Annotated in this window: 23 protein-coding genes; 9 read left to right on the top strand and 14 right to left on the bottom strand. The window is 59.9% G+C overall.

The window, feature by feature from the left end:
- Positions 1–28: 28 nt before the first annotated feature.
- The 9 genes from ERE07_RS09045 to fdxA all read right to left on the bottom strand — a co-directional run bounded on the left by ERE07_RS09045 (position 29) and on the right by fdxA (position 8,032).
- A complete protein-coding gene (locus ERE07_RS09045) occupies positions 29–1,006 on the bottom strand; it encodes a branched-chain amino acid ABC transporter permease (RefSeq protein WP_130008494.1) in 978 nt (325 codons plus the stop codon).
- Entirely contained in the window at positions 1,003–1,890 is an 888-nt protein-coding gene (locus tag ERE07_RS09040; protein ID WP_130008493.1) for a branched-chain amino acid ABC transporter permease, read from the bottom strand. The genes ERE07_RS09045 and ERE07_RS09040 overlap by 4 nt, the downstream gene beginning before the upstream one ends.
- A gap of 91 nt (positions 1,891–1,981) precedes the next feature.
- Entirely contained in the window at positions 1,982–3,193 is a 1,212-nt protein-coding gene (locus ERE07_RS09035) for an ABC transporter substrate-binding protein (RefSeq protein WP_130008492.1), read from the bottom strand.
- A 48-nt stretch (positions 3,194–3,241) separates the two neighbouring features.
- Entirely contained in the window at positions 3,242–3,955 is a 714-nt protein-coding gene (locus ERE07_RS09030) for an ABC transporter ATP-binding protein (protein WP_130008491.1), read from the bottom strand.
- Positions 3,955–4,725, bottom strand: a complete 771-nt coding sequence (locus tag ERE07_RS09025; RefSeq protein WP_130008490.1) for an ABC transporter ATP-binding protein — start codon at positions 4,723–4,725, stop codon at positions 3,955–3,957. Before ERE07_RS09025 ends, ERE07_RS09030 begins: the two co-directional genes overlap by 1 nt.
- Positions 4,726–4,941: 216 nt before the next feature.
- The gene (nth, locus tag ERE07_RS09020; protein WP_130008489.1) at positions 4,942–5,574 is read right to left on the bottom strand and encodes an endonuclease III; all 633 of its coding nucleotides are present in this window, start codon (positions 5,572–5,574) and stop codon (positions 4,942–4,944) included.
- Complete coding sequence (gene rsxB / locus ERE07_RS09015; protein WP_130008488.1) at positions 5,571–6,203, bottom strand: electron transport complex subunit RsxB; 633 nt, start codon at positions 6,201–6,203, stop codon at positions 5,571–5,573. Before rsxB ends, nth begins: the two co-directional genes overlap by 4 nt.
- A 94-nt stretch (positions 6,204–6,297) precedes the next feature.
- Entirely contained in the window at positions 6,298–7,521 is a 1,224-nt protein-coding gene (locus ERE07_RS09010) for a polyhydroxyalkanoate depolymerase (RefSeq protein ID WP_130008487.1), read from the bottom strand.
- Positions 7,522–7,708: 187 nt separating this feature from the next.
- Positions 7,709–8,032, bottom strand: coding sequence for a ferredoxin FdxA (gene fdxA / locus ERE07_RS09005; protein ID WP_130008486.1), 324 nt, complete (start codon positions 8,030–8,032; stop codon positions 7,709–7,711).
- A gap of 176 nt (positions 8,033–8,208) precedes the next feature.
- On the opposite strand from fdxA, the gene pncB reads away from it, so the two are divergent.
- Together pncB and ERE07_RS08995 are read left to right on the top strand one after the other, a co-directional pair.
- A complete protein-coding gene (gene pncB, locus ERE07_RS09000) occupies positions 8,209–9,384 on the top strand; it encodes a nicotinate phosphoribosyltransferase (RefSeq protein ID WP_130008485.1) in 1,176 nt (391 codons plus the stop codon).
- Between the two features lie 81 nt (positions 9,385–9,465).
- Entirely contained in the window at positions 9,466–9,819 is a 354-nt protein-coding gene (locus tag ERE07_RS08995; RefSeq protein ID WP_130008484.1) for a RidA family protein, read from the top strand.
- Between the two features lie 76 nt (positions 9,820–9,895).
- On the opposite strand, the gene ERE07_RS08990 is transcribed toward ERE07_RS08995, so the two are convergent.
- Complete coding sequence (locus ERE07_RS08990) at positions 9,896–10,405, bottom strand: NAD(P)H-dependent oxidoreductase (protein WP_130008483.1); 510 nt, start codon at positions 10,403–10,405, stop codon at positions 9,896–9,898.
- 83 nt (positions 10,406–10,488) lie between these two features.
- Between ERE07_RS08990 and ERE07_RS08985 the strand changes: the two genes are divergently transcribed.
- The 4 genes from ERE07_RS08985 (at position 10,489) to accD (ending at position 15,927) form a co-directional block, all read left to right on the top strand.
- Complete coding sequence (locus tag ERE07_RS08985) at positions 10,489–12,720, top strand: RelA/SpoT family protein (RefSeq protein WP_130008482.1); 2,232 nt, start codon at positions 10,489–10,491, stop codon at positions 12,718–12,720.
- 165 nt (positions 12,721–12,885) lie between these two features.
- Positions 12,886–14,085 (top strand): tryptophan synthase subunit beta, encoded by a 1,200-nt coding sequence (trpB, locus tag ERE07_RS08980; RefSeq protein WP_130008481.1) that lies wholly within the window; start codon positions 12,886–12,888, stop codon positions 14,083–14,085.
- A gap of 15 nt (positions 14,086–14,100) precedes the next feature.
- Positions 14,101–14,955 carry a tryptophan synthase subunit alpha gene (gene trpA / locus ERE07_RS08975; RefSeq protein WP_130008480.1) on the top strand — a complete coding sequence of 285 codons (855 nt, stop codon included), beginning with the start codon at positions 14,101–14,103 and terminating at the stop codon, positions 14,953–14,955.
- Positions 14,956–15,051: 96 nt separating this feature from the next.
- Positions 15,052–15,927 carry an acetyl-CoA carboxylase, carboxyltransferase subunit beta gene (gene accD / locus ERE07_RS08970; RefSeq protein WP_130008479.1) on the top strand — a complete coding sequence of 292 codons (876 nt, stop codon included), beginning with the start codon at positions 15,052–15,054 and terminating at the stop codon, positions 15,925–15,927.
- A gap of 123 nt (positions 15,928–16,050) precedes the next feature.
- Here accD and ERE07_RS08965 read toward each other — a convergent pair whose 3' ends face one another.
- Complete coding sequence (locus ERE07_RS08965; RefSeq protein WP_130008478.1) at positions 16,051–19,449, bottom strand: Rne/Rng family ribonuclease; 3,399 nt, start codon at positions 19,447–19,449, stop codon at positions 16,051–16,053.
- Positions 19,450–19,925: 476 nt separating this feature from the next.
- On the opposite strand from ERE07_RS08965, the gene ERE07_RS08960 reads away from it, so the two are divergent.
- The 3 genes from ERE07_RS08960 (at position 19,926) to msrP (ending at position 22,579) form a co-directional block, all read left to right on the top strand.
- The gene (locus tag ERE07_RS08960) at positions 19,926–20,897 is read left to right on the top strand and encodes an RluA family pseudouridine synthase (RefSeq protein WP_425330968.1); all 972 of its coding nucleotides are present in this window, start codon (positions 19,926–19,928) and stop codon (positions 20,895–20,897) included.
- Complete coding sequence (locus ERE07_RS08955) at positions 20,894–21,547, top strand: HAD-IA family hydrolase (protein WP_130008476.1); 654 nt, start codon at positions 20,894–20,896, stop codon at positions 21,545–21,547. The genes ERE07_RS08960 and ERE07_RS08955 overlap by 4 nt, the downstream gene beginning before the upstream one ends.
- Positions 21,548–21,613: 66 nt before the next feature.
- Positions 21,614–22,579, top strand: coding sequence for a protein-methionine-sulfoxide reductase catalytic subunit MsrP (gene msrP / locus ERE07_RS08950; RefSeq protein WP_130008475.1), 966 nt, complete (start codon positions 21,614–21,616; stop codon positions 22,577–22,579).
- A 13-nt stretch (positions 22,580–22,592) separates the two neighbouring features.
- Here msrP and ERE07_RS08945 read toward each other — a convergent pair whose 3' ends face one another.
- The 3 genes from ERE07_RS08945 to ERE07_RS08935 all read right to left on the bottom strand — a co-directional run bounded on the left by ERE07_RS08945 (position 22,593) and on the right by ERE07_RS08935 (position 24,801).
- Positions 22,593–23,420 carry an N-acetylmuramoyl-L-alanine amidase gene (locus ERE07_RS08945; RefSeq protein ID WP_130008474.1) on the bottom strand — a complete coding sequence of 276 codons (828 nt, stop codon included), beginning with the start codon at positions 23,418–23,420 and terminating at the stop codon, positions 22,593–22,595.
- The gene (locus ERE07_RS08940) at positions 23,420–24,133 is read right to left on the bottom strand and encodes an SAM-dependent methyltransferase (protein WP_130008683.1); all 714 of its coding nucleotides are present in this window, start codon (positions 24,131–24,133) and stop codon (positions 23,420–23,422) included. Before ERE07_RS08940 ends, ERE07_RS08945 begins: the two co-directional genes overlap by 1 nt.
- Positions 24,134–24,228: 95 nt before the next feature.
- Entirely contained in the window at positions 24,229–24,801 is a 573-nt protein-coding gene (locus ERE07_RS08935; protein WP_130008473.1) for a Maf family nucleotide pyrophosphatase, read from the bottom strand.
- Between the last annotated feature and the right edge of the window lie 66 nt (positions 24,802–24,867).

Raw genomic sequence — 24,867 nt, 5'->3', positions numbered from 1 at the left:
GGTGGGCAGTGTCCACCGATGTTGTTGATCAACTGCCTGCCTTGCGCAGCTTGTAACGATGGGCGATTTCGCCAACAATCCCACGGCGGAAGGCCAGCACCGACAGAATAAATATCAGGCCGATCACAATGGTGACGGATTCCCCAAGCGAGCGGAACCATTCGATGCCGGTTGTCTGGGAGAGAAAACGGCCAAATTCGCCCACCTTGTTTTCCAGCATGACGACAATCAGCGCGCCCAGTACCGGGCCGGTAAACGTGCCCAGTCCACCTATCAGCGTCATCAGGATGACCATGCCAGACATCTGCCACGTGGCATCGGATAAGGTGGCCGAGACAAACACCAACGCCTTGGTGGAACCGGCGAGGCCGGCCAGAGTGGCCGAGAGCACAAAAGCGAGCAACTTGAAATTGTTCACGTTGTAGCCAAGTGATATGGCTCGCGGCTCATTCTCGCGGATCGCCTTGAGCACCTGACCGAAGGGCGAGTTCACGGTACGCCAGCAAACGAAATAGCCAAAGAAGAAAATGGCCATCACCACGTAATACAGCGTCAGGTCACGACTCAGATCCAGCCCGAGGAAGGAGCCGCGGGGGATGCCCTGGAGCCCGTCCTCGCCGTGCGTGAACGGCGCCTGCAAGAAGAAAAAGAACACCATCTGCGCCATGGCTAGCGTGATCATGGCAAAGTAGATGCCACTGCGCCGTATGGCCAGCAGGCCCATCACCAGACCCATCACCGCAGCCACGGCGGTGCCGAAGAAAATTCCGGCAAAGGTTGGGAGCCCCCACACGGCCATGGCATGCCCGGACGCGTAGGCGGCTCCGCCCAGAAAGGCGGCATGGCCAAAGGAAAGCAGCCCTGTGTAGCCGAGCAGCAGATTGAAGGCGCAGGCAAACAGGGCGTAGCACATGACCTTCATCACAAAGATAGGATAGGCGCCCACCATCGGCAAAATGGCAATGATGATCGCGAATGCAATATAGCCGAGTAGTTGACGATTCATTTTTCTTTTCCAAACAGGCCGGCTGGACGAAGCAGCAGGACAATGACCATGATGATGAACACCACAGTGTTGGAGGCCTCTGGCCAGAACACTTTGGTCAGTCCCTCAATGACACCCAGCCCCAGGCCGGTGACGATGGAACCCATGATGGAGCCCATGCCGCCAATCACGACGACGGCAAACACCACGATGATGAGGTTGGATCCCATCAGCGGCGACACCTGCATGATGGGGGCGGCCAGCACACCGGCAAAACCCGCCAGCGCGACACCGAATCCGTAGGTCAGTGTGATCAGCAGCGGGACATTCACGCCAAAGGCTTCGACCAGTTTCGGATTTTCAGTGCCCGCGCGCAGCAGCGCGCCCAAGCGTGTTTTTTCAATGACAAACCAGGTCGCCAGGCAGGCGATGATGGAGGCGACAACGACCCAGGCGCGATAGATGGGCAGATACATAAAGCCCAGGTTGACGCCACCCTTGAGCAGTTCGGGTGTGGAATAGGGCTGGCCCGATACGCCATACAGGCTGCGGAATATGCCCTCGATGAGCAGTGTCAATCCGAACGTGAGCAGCAGGCCGTAAAGGTGGTCCAGTTTGTAGAGATGACGGATGAGGGTGCGTTCCAGAATGATGCCAACGGCGCCGACCACGAGGGGGGCGATGAGCAGCATGACCCAATAGTTGAGCCCGAGGTATTGCAGGCCCATCCATGCCACGAAAGCGCCCAGCATGTAGAGCGCGCCGTGGGCGAAGTTGATGATGTTGAGCAGGCCGAAGATGACCGCCAGGCCTAGTGATAGCACAGCGTAGAACGAGCCGTTGACCAGTCCCAGCAGCAATTGCCCCAGCAGCGCCTGGACAGGAACGCCGAATATTGAAATCATAAGATTTTGCAGTCCGTGAGTAGATCCATTGCGATCTCAGGATGGAAGACGGGGCTACCTACGCGAGCCGGTAGCCTCGTCTCTCGTTCTGTTATTTCTTGGTGAGATTGCAGGTGGATTCTTCTCTGGACGTATATACTTCCTCGCCCGGCAATTTGGTGACGACGTTGTAGTAGTCCCATGCGCCTTTGGACTCATCAGGCTTTTTCACTTGCATCAGATACATGGTGTTCAGCACGCGCCCATCTTCGCGTACCACGGCGTTCTTTGCAAAAAAGTCATTGACTTTGTTTGACTTCATCCACTTCATGACGGTGTCGGGGTCGTCCGATCCGGTTTCCTTGACCGCCCTCAGGAAGTAGCTGGCGGCGGAGTAGTCGCCTGCCTGCAGGAAGGAGGGCATGCGATTGACTTTGTCATAGAAGCGTTGCGCCCACTTGCGCGACTCCTCGTCCTGGTTCCAGTACCAGGCAGAGGTCAGGTACATGCCCTGTGTGGCTTCTAGCCCCAGCGCGTGCACGTCGTTGATGAACACCAGCAGGCCAGCCAGCTTCATGGTGCTGGTCAGGCCAAACTCGTTGGCGGCCTTGATCGAATTGACAAAGTCCCCTCCGGCATTGGCCAGTCCCAGGATTTGTGCGCCGGAGGCCTGTGCCTGCAGCATGAACGACGAGAAGTCGGAGGTGGCCAACGGCACTTTCACACTACCCATCACTTTGCCGCCGGCCTTTTCAACCACGGCAGCGGTGTCGCGCTCCAGCGAATGCCCAAAGGCGTAGTCCGCCGTCAGGAAAAACCAACTGTCGCCGCCGTTTTTCACCACGGCCGAGCCAGTGCCACGCGCGAGCGCCACTGTGTCATAGGCATAGTGGATGGTGTACGGTGTGCATTGTGAGTTGGTCAGGTTGGAAGAGCCTGCGCCCACGGCAATAAAGGGTCTTTGTTTTTCCTTGGCGACCTGTGCCATGGCAAGCGAGGTGGCCGAGTTGGTGCCGCCCAGCAAAAGATCGATCTTTTGCTCGTCGAACCATTCTCGGGCGCGAGATGAGGCGATATCAGCCTTGTTCTGGTGATCGGCAACCAAAAGCTCGATCTTCTTGCCATCGATTTCGCCTCCAGCATCGGCAATCGCCATCTTGATGGCCTCTGCCCCCGCTGGCCCGTCGATGTCAGAGTACACGCTCGACATGTCGGTGATGAAACCAATGCGAATGACGTCGTCGGAGATGCCGGCGGCGAAAGACGGAGCCGTGAGGCCGAAGCCGGCCAGGGCAATGGCCGCCGTGAGAGTGCGCAACTTCATTGGAAGTCTCCTTGTTGTTATACCGGGATCGGCCGGCGTGATGCGAGGCTAAACGCCCAGCAAAGTGTTGAGCGTATCCTGTTTGGATTCCAGCTCTTCAGATGCGAATTCTTCTACCACCTGGCCATGTTCGATCACATAAAACCGGTCGGCCAGCGGCGCGGCAAAGTGGAAATTCTGCTCGACCATGACGATGGTGTAGCCTTTCGCCTTCAACGCTGAAATCATGCGCGCAAGCGCCTGTACGATCACAGGCGCCAGTCCTTCGGATATCTCGTCAAGCAGCAGCAGGTTGGCGCCGGTCCGCAGTATGCGGGCAACCGCCAGCATTTGTTGCTCGCCGCCTGACAGGCGGGTGCCGGGTGAGTGCTTGCGTTCTTCCAGATTCGGAAACATATCGTAGATTTCGGTCAGCGACATGCCGCCGCCAAGCGAGTCGCCCACGATGGGGGGCAGCAGCAGATTCTCTTCGCATGACAGTCCGGCAAAGATGCCGCGCTCTTCGGGGCAATAACCTATGCCCAGGTGGGCAATCCGGTAGGTCGGCAGATTGATCGATTCCGTGCCCTGAATGCGTATGGAACCCGTGCGCGAGCCCGTCAGGCCCAGAACGGCACGCAGTGTCGTGGTGCGGCCCGCGCCATTGCGTCCGAGCAACGTGACCACCTCGCCCTTGTTCACGTGCAGATTGATGCCATGCAATACGTGAGATTCGCCGTACCAGGCATGCAAATCGGAAATTTCGAGTGCGATGTCAGTCATCAATGGGCCCCCTCGAGTTCACCGGCCGTTGTGCCCATGTAGGCTTCCATCACTTGGGCATTGCGCGAGACCTCCTGGTATGTGCCTTCAGCCAGCACGGACCCGCGCGCCAGTACTGTGATTTTGTCAGCAATGCTGGATACGACGTTCATGTTGTGCTCAACCATGAGAATCGTGCGGCCAGCGCTGACTTTCTTGATCAGTTGCGTGACGCGCGCGACGTCTTCATGCCCCATGCCCTGCGTCGGCTCGTCCAGCAGCATAAGCTTGGGTTCCATGGACAGGGTCGTCGCGATTTCCAGCGCCCGTTTGCGTCCATACGGCAGATTGACGGTGATTTCGTTCGAAAAACCGCCCAGATCCACTTCTTCGAGCAACTCGTGCGCACGGCTGTTCAGCGCTGTCAGCATGCGATCACTGCGCCAGAAATGGTAAGACATGCCCATGGCCCGTTGCAGGCCCACCCGTACATTTTCCAACACGGTAAGCTGCGGAAACACTGCGGAAATCTGGAATGATCGTATGATGCCGCGCCGTGCGATCTGCGCAGGTTGTTCGCTCGTGATCTCGCTGCCATCAAAGAAGATCTTTCCGGAACTGGGTTCGAGAAACTTGGTCAACAGATTGAAGCAGGTTGTCTTGCCGGCGCCATTGGGCCCGATCAACGCGTGGATGCTATCGCGCTCTACCTGCAGGCTGACGTCGTCGACCGCGACAAAGCCGCGAAACTCCTTGGTCAGGTGTTGTGTCTCCAGGATGTATTTGCTCATGCGGGCCAATATTGGATTTTATGTAGTGTGACAGCAAGTATGCGAGTTACGCTTCCAAAACTCCATGCGGGTTTTTCATAGGAGTGGCGTCCCTTACATTGTTATGCGCACGACAGTCTTTTGCCATGTTTGTCCAACGCCTTTGTCCGCCATCTCCGCATGGGAGATAAGGCGGCTGCAGCCTTGCCCTATGCGTCAGCTTTTGCGCTTATGAGCTTATAGGGTTTTGTTCTTGTATTCGCACAGATCCGCTATGCCGCACTGTGGACATTTGGGCTTGCGCGCGACACAGATGTATCGGCCATGCAGGATGAGCCAGTGATGCGCATCCTGGCGAAATGGCCTGGGTGTGCTCTTTTCCAGTTTGCGCTCTACGTCGATGACGGTTTTGCCGCGCGCCAGTCCGGTACGGTTCGCCACACGAAAAATATGTGTGTCCACGGCGATCGTCGGGTGCCCGAACGCAGTGTTCAGTACGACATTGGCCGTCTTGCGCCCCACCCCAGGCAAGGCTTCCAGGGCCTCACGATTCTCAGGTACGTGGCCATCGTGTAGTTCGACCAGCATGCGACAGGTCTTGATCACGTTGGCCGCTTTGGTTTTGTACAGGCCTATTGTTCTGATATGGCTGGACAGCCCTTCCTCGCCCAGCGCAAGCAGGCCTTCGGGTGTGCCGTGTTCGGGAAAGAATTTTCGCGTGGCCAGATTGACCGACCTATCGGTGGCCTGCGCGGACAGGATGACGGCGATGAGCAGCTGGAACGTGCTTTCATATTCCAGTTCGGTGGTCGGATGTGGGTTGGCGGCCTGAAGCCGCGTGAAGATGTCGATACGTTTGGCTGCGTTCATTGCTGTTGCCGCCGCCGTTCCCGAGCGCGCGCCAGTGCGCGGTCAATGGCCTGCTGTCGCGCGGCCGGATCGCTGGTGGCCGCCAGGGCGACAGGCGCCTTATTGGCCAATGTCCGGGCGGCCAGGGAAGAAGCTTCGTGGTGTTGTCGCGCCAGCCGTTGCTGGCGTTGCTGGTGATGAATACGTGCCGCGTCGGCGCGGGTCGGTGTCCAGGCGCCGCTGTCGGCAACCATCTCGATGCAGTCGACGGGGCAGGGTGCAACACAGAGTTCGCAACCTGTGCACCGGTCAGCCAGCACGGTGTGCATCAGCTTGTTTGCGCCGATGATGGCATCGACAGGGCAGGCCTGTATGCAGAGTGTGCAGCCTATGCAGTGGGCTTCGTCTATGACGGCAAGGCGAGGGGGCTGGTGCTCGCCGCAATCCGGATCCAGAGGCAGCTCGGGCGTGTCCATTAACCGCGCCAGCGCCGCGATGCCCGCGGTATCGCCTGGGGGGCACCGATTGATGGCGGCGGTGCCGTCGGAAATGGCCTGTGCATACGGACGACACCCATCGTATCCGCACTTGGTGCACTGGGTTTGTGGGAGGATCGCATCAATGCGGTCAACGAGCGGCATCATGGGCATGGGTAAACCGGCCCGGCCATGCAGGCCGGGCCATATTGAACACGTGTCATATCAGTTTATGGCGGCGAGCCCGAGCCGCTTACATTGATGCAGGCTACGATGGCTGGCGAATGAATTCAGCTATTTTAGGGCAAATCGTCTGACGCCAGCGGCGTCCGGAGAAAATACCATAATGCCCGCAGCCCGGCGCGGTGTAATGCAATTTGCGGCCCGCCGGAATATTGCTGCACAGATCATGCGCCGCACGTGTCTGGCCCTGGCCGGAAATATCGTCGAGCTCGCCCTCGATGGTCAGCAACGCCACATTGTGGATGGCCGATGGGTCAACCCGCTTGCCATCGATTCGCCACTTGCCGCGTGGGAGCAGGTATTCCTGAAACACGATTTTGATGGTGTCCAGGTAGAACTCCGCCGACATGTCCAGGACAGCGTTGTATTCGTCGTAGAAGCGGCGGTGCGCTTTGGCATCGTCGTCGCTGCCTTTGAGCAGGTCCACATAAAAGTCGTAATGCGATCGCAGGTGACGATCCGGGTTCATCGCCATGAAACCGGCGTGCTGCAGAAAGCCGGGATAAACGGCGCGTCCCGCGCCTGGGTAACGAGGCGGCACCTTGTGAATCAGGTTGTTCTCGAACCAGGCGTAGGGCTTGGTCATTGCCAGCCGATTGACTTGCGTTGGCGATTTGCGGGCATCAATGGGCCCGCCCATCATGACCATGCTGCGCGGCACGCAGGGATCGTTGTCGGCGGCCATGAGTGAAATGGCTGCCAGCACGGGCACGGTGGGCTGGCATACCGAGATGACGTTCATCTCCGGCCCCAGCTCGCGCAGGAAGTCCCGGACGTAGCGCACGTAGTCGTCCAGGTGAAAGCTGCCTTCGGACAGCGGCACCATGCGGGCATCGATCCAGTCTGTGACGTAAATATCGTGGGCGGGCAGCAGGGCCCGGACCGTGTCGCGCAGCAGCGTTGCATGGTGTCCCGACATGGGCGCAACCAGCAGAACCCGCGGGTCGCTGCCCGCGGCTACACCTTCCCGCTTGAAGTTCACCAGGTTACAGAACGGCTTGTGGACGACAGTATGCTCGGACACGGCGACTTGCTTGTCGCCGATCGTGGTCGAATCCAGGCCCCAGGCCGGCTTCTCGTAATCTTTGCCCAGCCTGTGCATAAGCTCGTAAGTGGCGGCGATATGCCGCGATACAGGCGTGTAAGCCAACGGGCTGCCGGGGTGGGAGAACAGTTGCGAGCCGGTTTCCGTGAAGGCAGCAAGGGGGGTTAGAAATGATCGTTGTAACTCGTGCAGGTCATACAACATAAAGTAATACCCTTATTGCTGTTGTTATCTATGCATTTTATATACGAAACGGGCAACAAGAGTAAGGCCGGGGATTACCCGTGTGTTGCGTATACGCCATTCCTCCGGGGAACGGCAGAGGTATTCTTTACAATTGTTGACAATTGTCTGGCGCAAATGCCCCAGCCTGGTGCCGCCGGTACAGGGTTCAGCGCTCGAGATACTTGAGCTTGTCAGCAACACCGTTCCAGTCATCCGCCTCGGGAAGCGGTTTCTTGGAGCGGTTGATCATGCCGAATTCGGGAGAAAGCTCGGCATTCAGGGCAATGAACTGAACCTGATCCTGGGGAACGTCTTCTTCGGCAAAAATGGCGTTGGCGGGGCATTCTGGTACGCAGACGGCGCAATCTATGCATTCGTCAGGGTCAATGACGAGGAAATTCGCGCCTTCGCGAAAGCAGTCCACGGGACAGACGTCGACGCAATCCGTGAATTTACATTTGATACAGTTTTCGGTGACTACGTGAGTCATTTTAAGAGGCTCCAACTACAGATGTATTCGATTTTACCCAATTACGAAAGGGAGCCCGCCATACCTATGAGGGAGGCATGGGAAAATCGAATACACTTGGTCGCTGTGCTAAGGTTGCCTCAGAGCAATCGTAGTCAGGCCAGGTTGCAGCCGAAATACTTTCCCTATGCAAGGCAATGATAATCACCTCGTTACTAGATACGGATCTATACAAGTTCACGATGATGCAGGTGGTGCTGCACCATTTTCCGGGCGCGCATGCGGAGTACCGCTACAAGTGCCGTACGCCCGGGGTGAATCTGGTCAAATACCTGGACGAGATCCGCGACGAAATCAGCGCTTTGTGCAAATTGCAGTTCACGCGTGAAGAGCTCCAGTATCTGCGCGGCTTGCGATTCATAAAAAGCGATTTCGTCGATTTTCTTGGTCTGTTCCATCTTCCCGAAAAAAGCATCCTGGTGCAGCCCAGCAAAATACCTGGCGAGATCGAAATTACCGTCAAGGGGCCGTGGCTGCACACGATCCTGTTCGAGATCCCGGTGCTGGCCATTGTTAATGAAGTCTATTTCCGCAATGTGTGCCGTGATCCTGCCTGGGAAGAAGGGCGGGAACGCTTGCGCAAGAAAATGCAACTTGTAACGGATGACCCGGAGCTGGCGGACTTCCGCGTGGCCGAATACGGCACCCGCCGGCGCTTCTCGAAGGTCTGGCACGAAGAAGTCGTGATGACCATGAAGGCCAACATGGGTGTGCACTTTGCCGGAACCAGCAACGTCAAGCTGGCGATGAAGCACGGCGTCACGCCGCTGGGCACCATGGGGCATGAGTATCTTCAGGCCTGCCAGGCGCTCGGCCCCCGCTTGCGGGATTCCCAGGTCTATGCGCTGGAGGTCTGGGCCAAGGAGTACCGGGGGGATCTTGGCATCGCCCTGTCCGACGTTTACGGCATGGACGCCTTCTTGCGTGACTTCGATATGTATTTCTGCAAGCTCTTTGATGGCGCAAGGCATGATTCGGGCGATCCCTTCGCCTGGGGCGAGCGTTTGCTGGCGCATTATGTGGCCAATCGCACGGATCCGCGCACCAAGACGCTGGTTTTTTCCGACGCGCTGACCATTCCCCGCGCGATCGACCTTGCCAAGCGGTTTGCGGGCCGTTGCAGGGTGTCTTTTGGCATCGGTACAAATCTGACCAACGACCTTGGCCATGAGCCGCTGCAGATCGTCATGAAAATGGTGCGCTGCAATGGCCAGCCAGTGGCCAAGGTTTCAGATGCGCCCGAAAAAACCATGTGCGACGACCCCGCCTATCTTGCCTATCTCAGACAGGTATTCCAATTGCCGCCGGCTTGATTCTTGCTGGTTGATGCCTGCGCAGTGCCGCCTTGCTCAAGCCGCGAGGCCGGCGAAGATTTTTTCCCACGGAGCACCATAATGAATGAAGTTGAACGCGTGAATGTTGAAAAACGTTTGTCCGACATGGCCATTTTCAATGGCGTGGCATATCTGGCAGGGCAAGTGCCAGACGATGCGTCGCTGGATATCCAAGGGCAGACGACGCAGGTGTTGCACACCATTGATCGTTTGCTGGCCACGGCAGGTACCAACAAGACGCGCATCCTGATGGCGCAGATTTTCCTGGCCAACATGAAAGAATTTGATGGCATGAACAAGGCGTGGGATGCATGGGTTGCGGCCGGCAATGCGCCGCCGCGTGCCACTGTTGAAACCCGCCTGGCCAATCCGGATTACAAGGTCGAGATCGTCGTCACCGCTGCGCTGCCGTGATGAAGTCAAGGTGCTCTTTCTGCTGGCGGCATGCCCATCGTGCCTGCGGCGCAGTCGGAGCGCCTTGCCGTTCTGCTTACAGTATCAGCGCGGCCAGCGTCCCGCCCAAGGTCGCGGCAGCCTCAAGGTCGGGTGTACTTAGCGTTTTTTCGGCCAGAATGCTTTCAGGTGACTGTGCGTCTGTATTGACGACCAGCGCTGGCGCGACAGCCGTCAGGCGCCAGCCCGTGCAGATGCGTTCGGCCTGCCGTACGGCATTGCTGCCATCCGAGCCGGCGCTGATGGCCAGTGCATAGAGCCGCCCATTCAACTGATCCAGCACTGCATAATAATTGCGATCAAAGAACTCTTTCATGGCGCCGCTCAGCGCCGCCAGGTTTTCCGGGGCGCAAAACAAGTAGGCTTGCGCTGCCAGCAGGTCTGCGGCCTGCGTTTGGTCAGCCTGCTTCAGCTCGATGTTCAGCAACGCGTCGAGCTCGACGGCTACGTCGCGCGCGCCCCGCGCCGCGGCTTCGGCCAGCTGGCGCGCCGCGCCAGTGCGAGAATGCCACACGATCAATAGTGTCTTGTGTGCTTGCTTGTCCATAATCGAGGTGTAATTTGCAGGACAAGTTAGTATAGAAGGGTTGCGTACTACTGCGCGTTTTTGCATTGTTTCACCGTCCGCTTATGGCTTTGTTATCGCCGCCTCAGTTACCCCCTCCGCCTTTCGACCAGCAGTGGCTGGAAGATGCCGGCCACGGGCTCGACCCAGCCGGTGTCGAGCTGTTGAGTCGCGCTGCGCAATGGGTGGGTGGACGTCTGGACGGCCTGCGGGCGAGTACGGGCGAACCAATGGAGACCCACAGCGCCGAGGTGGCGCGGGTGCTGGCCAGCATTGGCGCAGATGCGGAAACCCGCGCCAGTTGCCTTTTGTCTGTGCTGCCCGAAGCGGATGGCAAGGCGGATCCCCATCTGCGCGGCGACGCATTGCGCAAGGCATTCGGCCCGGATGTCATGACCTTGGTCCAGGGCACGCGAGCCTTGCTGCGCCTTGGCCGGTTGGCGGGCAAGGTCCATGACAATACGGCGGATGGCACCGAGCAAAAGGAAATGCAGCGCAAAATGCTGCTGGCCATGGCGGCAGATTTGCGCATTGTCCTGATTCGCCTGGCCTCCCGATTGCAGTCGCTACGATGGTTTGCTGCCACGCGTACCCCATGCCCGCGCGAATTCGCGCGCGAAACCATGGAGCTGTACACGCCGTTGGCCAATCGACTGGGCATCTGGCAGATCAAATGGGAAATGGAAGACCTCGCCTTTCGTTTCATGCATCCGGATACCTATAAGGCCATTGCGCGCCAGCTGGAAGAAAAACGCGTGGAGCGCGAGGCACATATTGCCGCAGCGGTCGCCAGTGTGCAGGCCAGTCTCAAGGATGCGCGCATCGGTGCAGAGGTCAGTGGCCGACCCAAGCATATCTACAGCATCTGGAACAAGATGCGCAACAAGCACCTGGCATTCAACCAGCTGTATGACTTGCGCGCGCTGCGTGTCATCGTCGAGGACGAGCGCGCCTGTTATGCCGTGCTGGCCCTGGTTCATTCGCTCTGGACGCCGGTCTCCGACGAGTTCGACGACTATATCTCCAGGCCCAAGCCCAACGGCTATCGGTCCTTGCACACGGTCGTGTCAGACCAAGAAGGACGTACTTTTGAAATTCAAATCCGTACACGCGAAATGCATGAATTCGCGGAGTACGGGATGGCTGCTCACTGGCGCTACAAAGAGGCGGGCACGCGTGGCGGCCAGGTTTCGGCGGGCGGCGCCTACGATCAGAAAATCGCCTGGATGCGCCAATTGCTGGCCTGGGAAAAAGACGGCTCCCCGGTCGATGCCGCGACGGCGCCTAGAAAGGATGAGCGCATTTACGTCATGACCCCGCAGGCCCGCGTGATAGAGTTGCCCGCGGGCGCGACGCCGGTGGATTTCGCCTATCATTTGCACACGGATCTGGGGCATCGCTGCCGGGGCGCGCGGGTGGACGGGCAGATGGTGCCGCTGCAAACGCAGTTGACCACGGGGCAGACTGTCGAGATCGTGGCGGCCAAGTCTGGCGGTCCTTCGCGCGACTGGTTGAATGTGCAGCTTGGTTTTCTGGCGAGTAACCGGTCACGCGCCAAAGTAAGGGCCTGGTTCAACGCTATTGAGTTGCAGCAGCGTATTTCCCAGGGGCAGGCCCTGGTGGAAAAAGAGCTTCAGCGCCTGGGCAAGACTGCGGTCAACATGGAGCTGATGGCCCAGCAGCTGGATTTCGCCCGCGCCGACGATTTATACATTGCGGTTGCCAAAGAAGAATTCAGCTTGCGCCAGATTGATTACCTGCTGACGGGAAAAGGCCGTCCCTCCGAGTTGGCGGGCGAAGGAGCGGAGCCAGAAGCCCGGGTGTACGAAAGCGGCACTGAGAACGTAGCGCGTACGGGCAAAAGTGGCGTACTGGTTGTGGGGGTGGACGCGTTGCTGACCCAACTGGCGCGCTGCTGCCGGCCGGCTCCTCCAGACGATATTGTGGGTTTTGTGACGCGGGGCAGGGGAGTTTCCATTCACCGCCGTGATTGCGCGGCCTATGCAGCGCTGGCGATCCGTCATCCCGAACGTCTGATCGATGTCGATTGGGGTGACACCGGCGATGCGCTGTATCCCATCGATATTGCCATTCATGCGCCCGATCGGCCTAATTTGCTGCGGGACCTGTCGGACGTCTTTGCCAAGCTGAGACTCAAAGTCGTTGGCGTCAACACGCACAGCCGCCGCTCGCTTGCTCACATGATCTTCACGATAGAGGTGCGTAACGGTGAGCAGATAGGGCGCGCGCTGGCGGCGCTCAATGAACTGTCCGGGGTGACGGCAGGCCGGCAATAGGGGCGGCCATTGCGTTGGCGCCTCGTCGTGCGAAGGTTATCAACAGGTTTGCCGGGTTGGCGAGGTCGGCATGCTCGCCTTGCGCCCCGGGCTGGTAAAATGCCCGTTTACCCGTGCGATGGCCGCCACGGCCGTTGTGGTCTTCTAGTGTAAGAGAGTTAAGCCTTGACATCCTATACCCTGCCCGACGAAACGGGACACTTTGGCCAGTACGGCGGCTCATTCGTTGCGGAGACGCTCGTGCACGCGCTGGACGAACTGCGCGTCGCCTACGATACCTACCGCAAGGATCCGGATTTTCTTGCCGAGTTCGCCCACGAGCTCAAGCATTTCGTTGGGCGCCCCAGCCCTGTTTACCATGCCAGGCGCTGGTCTGAAAGGCTGGGCGGCGCGCAGATCTGGTTCAAGCGCGAAGACCTCAACCACACGGGTGCGCACAAAATCAATAACTGCATCGGGCAGATCCTGTTGGCCCGGCGCATGGGCAAGCCGCGCATCATTGCCGAAACCGGCGCGGGCCAGCATGGCGTGGCAACGGCCACGGTGGCGGCGCGTTACGGGCTTGAGTGTATCGTCTATATGGGCAGTGAAGATGTCCGCAGGCAGGCGTCCAACGTCTATCGCATGAAGCTGCTGGGCGCCACCGTCGTCCCGGTGGACTCTGGCTCGCGCACGCTCAAGGATGCGCTTAACGAAGCCATGCGCGACTGGGTCACCAATGTGGAAAACACGTTCTATATCATCGGTACGGTGGCAGGCCCGCATCCCTATCCCAAGATGGTGCGCGAGTTCCAGTCAGTGATCGGCAAGGAGTGCCTTGAGCAGATGCCGGCAGACGCAGGCCGCCAGCCCGATTACGTGATCGCGTCGGTGGGCGGCGGATCCAATGCCATGGGCATATTTCACCCATATATCGATCACGACAGCGTGCAGCTTGTGGGCGTGGAGGCTGCGGGCGAGGGCCTGCACACTGGCCGCCATGCCGCCTCGCTCAATGCCGGATCAGTAGGCGTTCTGCACGGCAACCGCACTTATATCATGCAGGACAGCAACGGGCAGATCGTCGAGACGCATTCCATTTCGGCCGGGCTGGACTACCCCGGGGTTGGCCCTGAGCATGCGTGGCTCAAGGACAGTGGCCGCGCCAGTTACGAGGTCATCGACGACCAGGAGGCTCTGGCTGCGTTTCACGAGTGCTGTCGCTGCGAAGGCATCATGCCGGCGCTCGAGTCCGCGCACGCGATCGCGCAGGCGGTCAAGCTGGCGCCTACGCTATCCAAAGACAAAATCATACTCGTCTGCCTTTCCGGGCGGGGCGACAAAGACATGCATACTGTGGCCGACTTCAGCGGCATTACCCTGTAAGGCAGGTTACTCATCATGACATCTTCCAATCAACGGCTGGCCGCGACCTTCGAGCAGTTGCGCGCCGCTGAGCGCACGGCGCTCGTTCCCTATATTGCGGCGGGAGATCCTTCCGTCGCGTCTACGCCAGCGCTCATGCATGCCCTGGTTGCCGCTGGCGCAGACGTCATCGAACTGGGTGTTCCGTTTTCCGATCCCATGGCAGATGGGCCCGTTATCCAGCGCGCGGCGGAACGTGCCATCGCGCGCGGGACCGGCATGACGCAGGTGTTGGATATGGTGAGCCGTTTTCGCCAGCAGGACAGCGATACGCCTGTGGTGCTGATGGGGTATGCCAATCCGATCGAACACATAGGTCAGGCAGAATTCGCCCGCCGGGCGGCCGAGGCAGGTGTCGATGGCGTGTTGGTTGTGGATTATCCGCCAGAGGAGGTCGAGGATTTTGCCGCCGAGCTGGCCAAGGTGCGTGTTGATCCTATTTTCCTGCTGGCGCCCACCTCGACCGAGGACCGTATCCGGAAAATCGCCAAGGTGGCTCGAGGCTATGTTTATTATGTGTCGCTGAAAGGGGTGACTGGCGCGGGGAATATCGATGTAGACGACGTCGCGCGCCAATTGTCCCGCATTCGCGAGCACGTCACCATACCCGTGGGCGTCGGGTTCGGCATTCGTGATGCCGAGAGCGCAAAGCGCCTGGCAAGCTGCGCAGACGCCGTCGTGATCGGCAGCAAGCTGATCGAGACCATGGAATCTGCTGTAGCGCAGGCGCAACAGGCGGGTAAAGACAGCGAAGCCGCGGCGGCACAGGCGATCGACGCGGCATCCGCATGGCTGGCAACCGTCCGGCAAGCGCTTCCCGATAGCCGATGACGACAATTTAAAGGCCTCGGCTTGCGACGCAAGGCAAGTCAAAGGTAAAACAGAATAAACCCCCGGCTGTGCGCCGGGTTCCTACAGGGATAAACAATGAGTTGGATCGATAAAATTCTGCCCCCGCGTATCAATCGCAATAGCGATGGCGGGCGGCGGGTGCCTGAAGGGCTCTGGGTCAAATGTCCGGCCTGCGAATCCGTGCTGTACAAAGAAGATCTCAAGGAGACGCTGAATGTTTGCCCCAAGTGCGGACAGCATATGCGTCTGGGCGCACGTGCGCGCATTGACGCCTTGCTTGATGCGGATGGCCGGGTCGAAATCGGCCAGCATACCCGTCCCATGGATCCCCTCAAGTTCAAGGATAGCCGCAAATATCCTGAGCGTGTCGCAGAGGCCACCAAACAGACTGGCGAAACCGAAGCCATGGTCGTCATGAGTGGCAGTATTCACGCTGTTCCTGTGGTGCTGGCCTGCTTCGAGTTTTCGTTCATGGGCGGCTCAATGGGTTCGGTGGTCGGCGAGCGCTTTGTGCGCGGCGTTCAGGAAGCCATCAAGAACCGTACACCGTTTATCTGTGTGGCGGCCTCGGGTGGCGCTCGCATGCAGGAAAGCCTGTTTTCCCTGATGCAGATGGCCAAGACCAACGCCATGCTCACCCGTCTTTCCGCTGAAGGGCTGCCTTTTATCAGTATCCTCACCGATCCGACCATGGGTGGCGTGTCGGCCAGCTTTGCCTTCATGGGCGATGTGGTGATTGCCGAACCTAAGGCCCTGATTGGTTTTGCGGGACCGCGTGTCATTGAGCAAACCGTCAGGGAAACCTTGCCCGAGGGCTTTCAGCGCGCCGAATTCCTCCTGGAAAAAGGCGCTATCGATATGGTGGTGGATCGTCGTGAAATGCGCCGCGAACTCGCCCATCTGCTGGCCTTGCTGGGACGCCAGTCCATCGAGGTCATCGCCAAGGCGTAGCAGGTCGCTGACAGCACCCTGAGGCGAGATTCCGCTGGAACTCGCAAAAAGGGCCAGATCTTTTGCGGATCTGGCCCTTTTTGTTGCCTGTCATCTTGCGATGGCAGGCATCACACATAGCGCTTAGTGCGTTTCGACCTGCTGCAAAGGCTCGTCCTGTATGACAGTGACCGTTTTGCGGGCACGGCCCAGGCGGGCGGGCGGTTGCGTGACGATCGGGGCAGGCGTATGCCGGGTCTCGATCAGTTGCATGCCAGCATCGGCCAGCACGCGATCCAGTGGATGGCTGTTGCCATTGATGGCTGTGTCGTGCTGCTCAGCCGTTGCGTCGGTTTCGTCCATCTCTGCATCGGGCATGGCCGCAATCGTGTCCTGGGCCTCAGCCTTGACGGTTTCCTCGATGCCAGCTGTGTCCGCAACCTTGACAGTTTCCACGGGCTCGGCGATGTCGACAGCCTTGGCAGTCTCCACGGCTTCAGCGGTATCTACGGCCTTGGCCGTTTCCACGGTTTCACCGGCGCCTACAGCCTTGGCGGGTTCCACGGGTTCGGCGGCTTCTACAGCCTGGACAGTTTCCACGGGTTCGGCGGTGTCGGCAGCCTTGGCGGTCTCCACAGCTTCAGCGGTGTCTATGGTCTTGGCCGCTTCCACGGTTTCGCCCGCGTCTACAGCCTTGACGGGTTCCACACCCTCAGCGCTTTCCACAGCGGTGACGGTCTCGACGAAGGTGTCGGGACTGCCGCCTGCAGCAAGAGGCGCTTGAGTGTTGAACGCGGGTGCGACAGGCTCGGCCACGGCCTCTTCCGAGGCATCCGGCCTGGAGTCCCTGGCGTGGGTAGTGAGCGCTGTCGTTGCCGCATCGGTTGGCCCCGCAGCGTCGTCGAGCGTGGCCGAGACACCCTGTTCTTCAAGGCTGGCCTGTGACGAGGATGCCTCGCGGTTCACGGGCTCAGGCGCTGCTCCCGCCGCCGGCTGTGTCGCTGCCTCGGTGGAAACAGGCGCAGTGCTTGTGTGCGTGGCCACGTTGGTTTCGATGGCCACAGGCGCTTCACGGTCGGTATGGGCGGCAGAAGCGATAGGCTGCACCGCATCACCTTGCCCGGTGGCTATGGGTGGCAGAACGGCAGGGTTGAAGTCTGCTGTCTGGCGGTCGTCGCTGTCCCGGTCGCTGTGGCTGTCGCTGCCTTGGTCATTGTCGTGTTGGTCGGTGGCGGCCTCGACGCCGACGGCGCCCGTTTCGCCTTCGTTGCTGCGGCGGCCACGACGGCTGCGACGGCGGCGGCGCTTGCGCTCCGGATCCGTTTGCTCGCCATCGGTGGCTTGAGGGCGGCTGTCGGTGCTGGTGTCCAGGTTGCTGTCGGCTGTGGCAGCTTCGGCATAAACCCGGCTCTCGTCAGCCTCGACCGGTGTAGCGGCGATCGGCGCTGCTGCGCCGTTGGCCACCGTGGCGGTTGCGACAACGGCATCCGTCGTATCCGTCGCGGTTTCGTCGCGGCGATTGCGGCCACGGCCCCGGCGGTTACGGCCACGGCCACCATTGCTGTTGCCGGTTTCCGCGGCGGCTGCAGGGGCGGCGGTTGGGCGCTGTTCCTCGGCGTTGCGGGCGCCTTCCTGGCCGGCTTGCCGACGTGTCTTGGGCGCTGCGGCGAGTTCGCTCTTTTCGGCGTCGGGACGGCGCTCGCCGCGGCGTTGACGATTGCGGTCATTCGCGCCGCGGTCGCGACGGTCGCCGCCGCGGCCATGACGTCCACGGCTGCCGGACGCGGTCTTGGTCTCGGTAGCAACGGATTCTTCCTGAACGGCTGGCGTTGCAGGCGTGCCGGTCAGCCAGCCCAGCAATCGCTTGATCAGGCCAGGACCCTGGGCATGGGTCACTGCGGCAGGTTTGGCCTGTGGTTCGGCATGCCGCGGTGCGGGCTTGGAATGGGCGATGCTCTTGACCAGCGCTTCGGGGCGGGCCTTGGCTTCCTGGCTGTTGTTCGGCGCCCAGGTGGTGGGCGTTTCGGGCTGAGCCGCGAGTTCGAAGCTGGTCTTGTTCTCTTCCAGACGCGTGTCGTCGTGACGCAGTCGCTCGATATGATGATGCGGCGTTTCGAGATTCTTGTTTGGTATCAGGATGAGGTTGACCTTGAGCCGTGATTCGATCTTGGCGATATCGTGACGCTTCTCGTTGAGCAGGAAGGTTGCGACATCGACCGGTACCTGAGCGTGCAGGGCGGCGGTGCCTTCCTTCATGGCTTCTTCCTGAAGCAGGCGCAGCACATGCAAGGCGCTGGATTCAGCGTCGCGGATCACGCCTGTGCCATTACAGCGCGGGCAAGTAATATGCGAGCCTTCGTTCAGGGCCGGGCGCAGGCGCTGGCGCGAAAGCTCCATCAGGCCAAAACGGGAAATTTTTCCCATCTGGACGCGGGCGCGGTCAAAATGCAGCGCATCACGCAGGCGTTGTTCCACAGCGCGCTGGTTCTTGCTGTCTTCCATATCGATGAAATCGATGACGATCAGGCCGCCCAGGTCGCGCAGGCGCAACTGGCGGGCGACTTCGTCGGCTGCTTCCAGATTCGTGCGCATCGCCGTTTCTTCGATGTCGGACCCGCGCGTCGAGCGTGCCGAGTTGACGTCGACCGCGACCAGCGCTTCGGTGTGATCGATGACCACGGAGCCGCCGGAAGGCAATTGCACCGTGCGGGAATAAGCGGTTTCGATCTGGTGTTCGATCTGAAAGCGCGAGAACAGGGGAATGTCGTCGCGATACATTTTGACGCGCTGCACGCTGTCGGGCATGACCACGCTCATGAAGGCGGTGGCCTGCTCGAAGATATCGTCGGTATCAATGAGGATTTCGCCGATATCGGGCGAGTAGTAATCCCGGATGGCACGAATGACCAGGCTGGATTCCAGGTAAATCAGGATGGGCGCGCTGTTTTCCTTGGCGGCCACATCAATGGCGCCCCAAAGCTGCATCAAATAGGATAGATCCCATTGCAGTTCTTCGACGCTACGGCCAATGCCCGCGGTACGGGCGATGATGCTCATGCCTGCGGGCAGGTCGAGCTGGTCCATGGTTTCGCGCAGTTCCTGGCGATCTTCGCCTTCGACGCGGCGCGATACGCCGCCGCCACGCGGGTTGTTGGGCATCAGGACGAGATAGCGACCGGCCAGCGAGATAAAGGTGGTGAGCGCGGCGCCTTTGTTGCCGCGTTCTTCCTTTTCGACCTGGATGATGAGTTCCTGGCCTTCGGTGAGGGCATCCTGGATACGCGCGCTGCGTACATCCACGCCTTCCTTGAAGTAGCCGCGGGCAACTTCCTTGAAGGGAAGAAAACCGTGACGCTCTTCGCCATAGCTGACGAAGCAGGCTTCCAGGCCAGGCTCGATGCGGGTGATGACGCCTTTGTAGATATTGCCTTTGCGCTGTTCGCGCCCGGCGGTTTCGATGTCGAGGTCTATGAGTTTTTGACCGTCGACGATAGCAACGCGTAGTTCTTCTTGGTGCGTTGCGTTGAACAACATCCGTTTCATGAGGTGATTCTCCGTAGTCATGGCGCACCGTAAATCGGCGCACGACCGCGGGTCACTGGGTGTGTGGCGCTAAATCTGTATGGGAGGCAAGGCTGACAGCGTCAGACTGTGCCCCCCCTGTATCGGGAAGGCACAGCGTACGAAAGGTATGTACGCGGTTCGGTCAGCAGGAAGGTCAGGTTCACTATGTGTAGTTGACAGAAGTTGCTGGAACGGCAGACGCGTGGATGACGCGCCTGGTGCATAAAACGATGACATCTGTAAAAGATTCAGCGTCGCACGCGGGTGGCTGCTTGCATGCTGATAGCGGGCTGTTCGCCATGCCACTATCCAGCAGATCGCGCCTTGCCCCGGCGACCTAATGACCCAGAAGCTGAAACCCAGGCATTACAATATGGCCTTGATCGACCGACGGAGACGCACCCTTGCATCTCTACGTTAGGCGTTTTTCAGCTTCTATAGGCTGATGTGATTATATTCTGCTTTTCCCTATGCGCAAAATAGTTGTTCAATCCCCGCAGGCCCCAAGCGTGCGTTTTGTCGAAATCGACGCTGAGCAGGCCGGCCAGCGCATCGACAACTTTCTTCTGCGCGAGTGCAAAGGCGTGCCGAAAAGCCATCTTTACAAAGCGATACGAAGCGGCGAGGTGCGTGTAAATAAAGGTCGCATCGCTGCCGATTATCGGCTCGCCGCGGGGGATCTCGTCCGCGTGCCGCCATTGCGGCTGCCGCATCCGGGCGAGCCCAGGCGCGTGCCGGCGGGCAGCTTTCCCATTATCTATGAGGATGAAGCCTTGCTGGTGCTCGATAAGCCCGCCGGCGTGGCTGTCCATGGAGGCAGCGGGGTCTCCTTCGGGGTGATTGAACAGTTGCGGGCCGCCCGGCCCGATGCCCGGCTTCTGGAGCTGGTCCACCGGCTCGATCGCGAGACATCCGGCTTGCTCATGGTCGCCAAGCAGCGCAAGTCACTGTTGCGTTTGCACGACATGTTGCGCGAGGGGGGCGGCCGCAAGCACTATCAGGCGCTGGTGGTCGGGGATTGGGTCAACGATAGGCAGCACTTGCGCCAGCCTCTGCTCAAGTGGCTTACTGCCGGGGGTGAGCGGCGGGTAAAAGTGGATTCCCAGGGCAAGGCGGCCCACACAATCATCACGCTGCGCCAGCGCTACGGGCGCTACACGCTGGTGGGGGCGGAGCTGCGCACGGGGCGCACTCACCAGATACGGGTGCATCTGGCGTCCGCGGGCTATCCGATCGTGGGAGACGAAAAATACGGCCCCGACGACGTACGCGGCGAATTCGCCCGGCTGGGCTTGCGCCGCATGTTTCTGCACGCCGGCCAGCTCGATATTCCGCATCCTGTGTCGGGTGAGCCATTGTCCCTGCAATCTCCGCTGCCTCCCGAGTGTGTGGCTATACTCCGCTATCTCGAAGGGAGCAAGCAATGAAACGTTATTCAGCGGTAGTGTTCGACTGGGACGGTACGGTGATGGATTCCACGCATTCCATCGTGCAGTCCATTCAATTTGCCTGCGCGGATCTGGCGCTGCCTGTGCCATCGGCCCAGGAGGCCGCCTGGGTTATCGGGTTGTCGCTCGAAAGCGCGCTGTACCGTTGCGTCCCCACGCTGTCGGCCGAGCTGTTACCCAGCTTTCTGGCCCGTTATCGCCATCATTTTCTGGCCCGGGATCCTCATATCAAGCTTTTTGATGGCGTGGCCGATTTGCTGGTGGGCCTGCGGGATCGTCAGGTGTCGCTGGGCGTCGCCACTGGCAAGAACCGGGTCGGGCTTAACCGGGTGCTTGCCGCCACCAGCCTGACCGATCATTTTCATGTCACCCGCTGCGCGGATGAGTCCATCAGCAAGCCCGATCCGGCCATGCTCAACGAAATCATGGCTTTCCTCGGCCTGGAACCGGCGCAAGTCTTGATGGTGGGCGATACCTCGCACGATATCCACATGGCGACCGCAGCAGGTGTCGATAGTATGGCCGTTACGTATGGCGCGCACGATACGCCAACCCTGATTGAGGCTCAGCCAACGATCATGGTATCCAGTGTGGCCGAGATGCAGGACTGGCTGATGGCGCGGGTTTAGCGGGCAGGGCGGAACTTACGCTGTCCTGATGGCGTCTATAAGCAGAACCTCAGCAAGGAGAGTGTCGTGTCCGTTATTTTGCCGCCATCCATTGCGCCATCCGAAATCACCCCCGAAGAAATCTGGCAATCCCGTCGCCGCTGGCTTCGGCTGGCCGGCTTGGGCGCCGTGGCCCTGGGCGCGGGAGGGCTCGCGCCGGCCTGGGCAGCGAATGCGGACGAATCCCGCGATGCGCTGCCGGCCACGGCAAATAGCGATTACCGGCTGGCCGACAAGCCCACCTCCGAGAAAGACATCACCTCCTACAATAACTTCTACGAATTTGGCACAGGCAAGACGGATCCCATGGAGTACGCCGGCGATATGGTGATCCGGCCCTGGACAGTCAGCATCGAAGGCGAAGTCGCCAAGCCACGCGTATTCGATATCGACGATCTGCTCGCGCTGGCCCCCATGGAGGACCGCATCTATCGACTTCGTTGTGTCGAGGCCTGGTCCATGGTCATTCCCTGGGTGGGCTATTCGTTGTCGAACCTGCTTAAACAGGTCGAGCCTACCGGCAATGCCAAATTCGTTGAATTCACCACGGCCATGCAGCCAGAGCACATGCCTGGCCTGCGGGCTGGTATTCTCGATTGGCCGTATGTCGAGGCGCTTCGCATCGACGAAGCCATGCACCCACTGACCATGCTGGTATTCGGGCTCTACGGCAAAGTGTTGCCCAACCAGAATGGCGCGCCGCTAAGGGTTGCGATTCCCTGGAAATATGGTTTCAAATCCGGAAAATCCATCGTCAGGATACGCTTTACCGAAAAAATGCCCATGACCAGCTGGGTAAAGGCAGCGGCAAACGAATATGGTTTTTTTGCCAATGTGAATCCCGATGTGCCGCATCCTCGCTGGAGCCAGGCGACCGAGCGGCGTATCGGCGAAGGCTTCTTCGCCCCTCGCGCGAAAACGCTGCCGTTCAATGGCTACGGTGAGCAGGTGGCCGGCCTGTATCAGGGCATGGATCTGCGGCGCAATTATTGATCGCGCAGCCAGCTCAGCGCAGCGCTTTCAAGATCCCCAGGGTTTCAGCATCGGGTTCGCCGTCGTGGCGGCTGGGTCGATAATGCATCTGAAAGGCGGCCAGCACGTTGCGCGTGGCCTTGTCCAGAGCGCCGGTTTGGGGCGTTTCATAGCCCACGCGCTTTAACTCGCCCTGTATCCAGGCCGTATCCGGCAGCCCTTGGTCCTGGAATTGCGCGGCATATTGCCGGGCCTGCGGTTCATCGTACCAGCGGCCTATGCCTTGCCGGGCCAGCGCTTGCCACGGAAATAGCGGGCCTGGGTCGATCTTGCGCTGTGGCGCGATATCGCTGTGGCCCACCACATTATGTGGCTTGATCTGATGTCGCCGAATGATGTCTGCCAACAATGCCGCCACGGTGTGCATCTGTGCTGACGGATAGGGTGCCCATTGCCCTTGCTCGCGGCCAGGGTTGACGATCTCCACCCCGATCGAACTGGTGTTGATATCGCTGCGGCCGTACCAGTTGCTGACTCCGGCGTGCCAGGCGCGACGATTTTCGTCTACCAGCATATAGACGTGGGGACGCGGCTCGTCAGTCACCAGATAATGAGCGCTGACATTGCGTTCAGACAATATCTTGAGCGAGTTTTCGTTGCCGGTAGAGGTGTAGTGCAGCACCAGGACCTCGACGCGGCTGTTCTGGCTTTTTGCCTGGATGCTGCGATCTATTTCGAGTTTGCCGGGTTGATAGGTGGAGCACGCCGCCAGCATCAGCACCGCGCCGACGCTGGGCAAGCGCAGCCAGCGGCTTAGCCCGCTCGCGCGTCGATGGGCAGGGCGCAGTGCCAGGCGATCCATTACCGCGCCGCCTGAAACAGGAAAATGGCCGGTTTTCGGGCAAGGTCGGGCGCCGGCATGGATTTCCACCGGGAAACGGCGTGCGCCTGTACCCATTCCTCTGGTGTGGTCAGGGAGCGGGCCACGCACAGCCGTGTTGTCGCCTGAAGCGTCTGCTTGAGCGTCTCCAGCATCGCTTCATTGCGATAGGGTGTCTCGATCAGTATTTGCGTTTGTTCATGCCTTTTGGACATCTGCTCCCAGGCCTTGATCTGACGCGCTCGATCCGAGGGATCAATGGGGGCGTAACCATGGAAGGCAAAGCGCTGGCCATCCATCCCGCTGGCCATGAGCGCCAGTAAAATGGAAGAGGGCCCTACCCAGGGCGCAACCCGTATTCCCATATCGTGCGCGACGGCGACAACCCGGGCGCCGGGATCGGCGACTGCGGGACAGCCTGCCTCTGAAACGAGGCCGATTTCACCTCCCTCGAGCAGCGGTTGCAGCCAGCCGCGCATCTGGCTGGCGTTGACCTTGTTGTCCAGGGTGTGGATGGTGATGTCCTGCAGCGGGCGGACGGTGCCGACCAGCTTGAGAAAGGCTCGCGCTGTCTTGGCGTTTTCGGCGATGTAGGTATGCAGGCGACCGGCGACTTCTCGGACCGTGGCGGGCAGCCAGGTCTCGGTGGGGGCGGCGCCCAGGCCGACAGGAATCAGGTGCAGCGTTCCGGTAATATTCAAGTTGGCTCCTGTGCCAGTGAGGGGAGGGTGGGCCCGTACAAGCAGGGCGGCTGACGCGGATCCGGCGGTGCCGATCTGTGCGACAGGGTTCAGCCTATCGGGTTGAGTCCGAAACTGCGCAGCATTCGGCACAGCGCAATGAGCGGCAGGCCAATGATGGCGGTCGGGTCGTCTGACCGCATGCTGTCCATCAATGCGATGCCCAGGCCTTCGGCCTTGGCGCTGCCCGCGGTATCGTATGGCTGTTCGCGGTGCAGGTACTGGGTGATTTCCAGTGGCGTCAGTGTGCGAAAACGACATTCGGTGATTACATCGTCGGATTCCGTACGCTGACCGTCGGTTACGCAAAGCGCACTATGGAATTCTACGGCCTGGCCGCTGAGCGCTTCAAGTTGTGCGCGGGCACGCTCGAAGTTTCCGGGCTTGCCGATGGGGGCGCCATTGAGTGTGGCGACCTGATCCGAGCCAATAACGAGATCGCCCGGGTAGCGGCTGGCCACGGCCTGGGCTTTGGCCAGAGACAGGCGCAGCGCCAGGTCGGCGGGTTTTTCGCCGGGGAGCGGGTTTTCGTCGATGTCGGGCGATTCTGCGGCAAAGGGCAGGCCCAATCGCAGGAGCAATTCGCGGCGGTAGGGGGAACTTGATGCCAGGATGAGACGCATAGGCGAGTGAATGTTTGACTGTAAATACCGGAACACGCTATTATCTAACGTTTTCCTTGTGCTTGA

The organism is Allopusillimonas ginsengisoli (assembly GCF_004153455.1).
Taxonomy (GTDB): Bacteria; Pseudomonadota; Gammaproteobacteria; order Burkholderiales; family Burkholderiaceae_B; genus Allopusillimonas; species Allopusillimonas ginsengisoli.
The sequence above is the reverse complement of the archived record's forward strand: the minus strand, read 5'-3'. Positions and strand labels throughout refer to the sequence as shown.

Bases quoted from the DNA above. Each gene is read 5' to 3' on its own strand.
- fdxA (WP_130008486.1), bottom strand. From the start codon at position 8,032: ATGACTCACGTAGTCACCGAAAACTGTATCAAATGTAAATTCACGGAT.
- ERE07_RS08945 (WP_130008474.1), bottom strand. From the start codon at position 23,420: ATGGATCGCCTGGCACTGCGCCCTGCCCATCGACGCGCGAGCGGGCTA.
- ERE07_RS09040 (WP_130008493.1), bottom strand. From the start codon at position 1,890: ATGATTTCAATATTCGGCGTTCCTGTCCAGGCGCTGCTGGGGCAATTG.
- ERE07_RS08995 (WP_130008484.1), top strand. From the start codon at position 9,466: ATGAATGAAGTTGAACGCGTGAATGTTGAAAAACGTTTGTCCGACATG.
- pncB (WP_130008485.1), top strand. From the start codon at position 8,209: ATGATAATCACCTCGTTACTAGATACGGATCTATACAAGTTCACGATG.
- ERE07_RS08955 (WP_130008476.1), top strand. From the start codon at position 20,894: ATGAAACGTTATTCAGCGGTAGTGTTCGACTGGGACGGTACGGTGATG.
- ERE07_RS09045 (WP_130008494.1), bottom strand. From the start codon at position 1,006: ATGAATCGTCAACTACTCGGCTATATTGCATTCGCGATCATCATTGCC.
- ERE07_RS09035 (WP_130008492.1), bottom strand. From the start codon at position 3,193: ATGAAGTTGCGCACTCTCACGGCGGCCATTGCCCTGGCCGGCTTCGGC.
- accD (WP_130008479.1), top strand. From the start codon at position 15,052: ATGAGTTGGATCGATAAAATTCTGCCCCCGCGTATCAATCGCAATAGC.
- nth (WP_130008489.1), bottom strand. From the start codon at position 5,574: ATGAACGCAGCCAAACGTATCGACATCTTCACGCGGCTTCAGGCCGCC.
- ERE07_RS08965 (WP_130008478.1), bottom strand. From the start codon at position 19,449: ATGAAACGGATGTTGTTCAACGCAACGCACCAAGAAGAACTACGCGTT.
- ERE07_RS09025 (WP_130008490.1), bottom strand. From the start codon at position 4,725: ATGAGCAAATACATCCTGGAGACACAACACCTGACCAAGGAGTTTCGC.
- rsxB (WP_130008488.1), bottom strand. From the start codon at position 6,203: ATGCCCATGATGCCGCTCGTTGACCGCATTGATGCGATCCTCCCACAA.
- ERE07_RS08935 (WP_130008473.1), bottom strand. From the start codon at position 24,801: ATGCGTCTCATCCTGGCATCAAGTTCCCCCTACCGCCGCGAATTGCTC.
- ERE07_RS09030 (WP_130008491.1), bottom strand. From the start codon at position 3,955: ATGACTGACATCGCACTCGAAATTTCCGATTTGCATGCCTGGTACGGC.
- ERE07_RS08990 (WP_130008483.1), bottom strand. From the start codon at position 10,405: ATGGACAAGCAAGCACACAAGACACTATTGATCGTGTGGCATTCTCGC.
- trpA (WP_130008480.1), top strand. From the start codon at position 14,101: ATGACATCTTCCAATCAACGGCTGGCCGCGACCTTCGAGCAGTTGCGC.
- ERE07_RS08985 (WP_130008482.1), top strand. From the start codon at position 10,489: ATGGCTTTGTTATCGCCGCCTCAGTTACCCCCTCCGCCTTTCGACCAG.
- ERE07_RS09010 (WP_130008487.1), bottom strand. From the start codon at position 7,521: ATGTTGTATGACCTGCACGAGTTACAACGATCATTTCTAACCCCCCTT.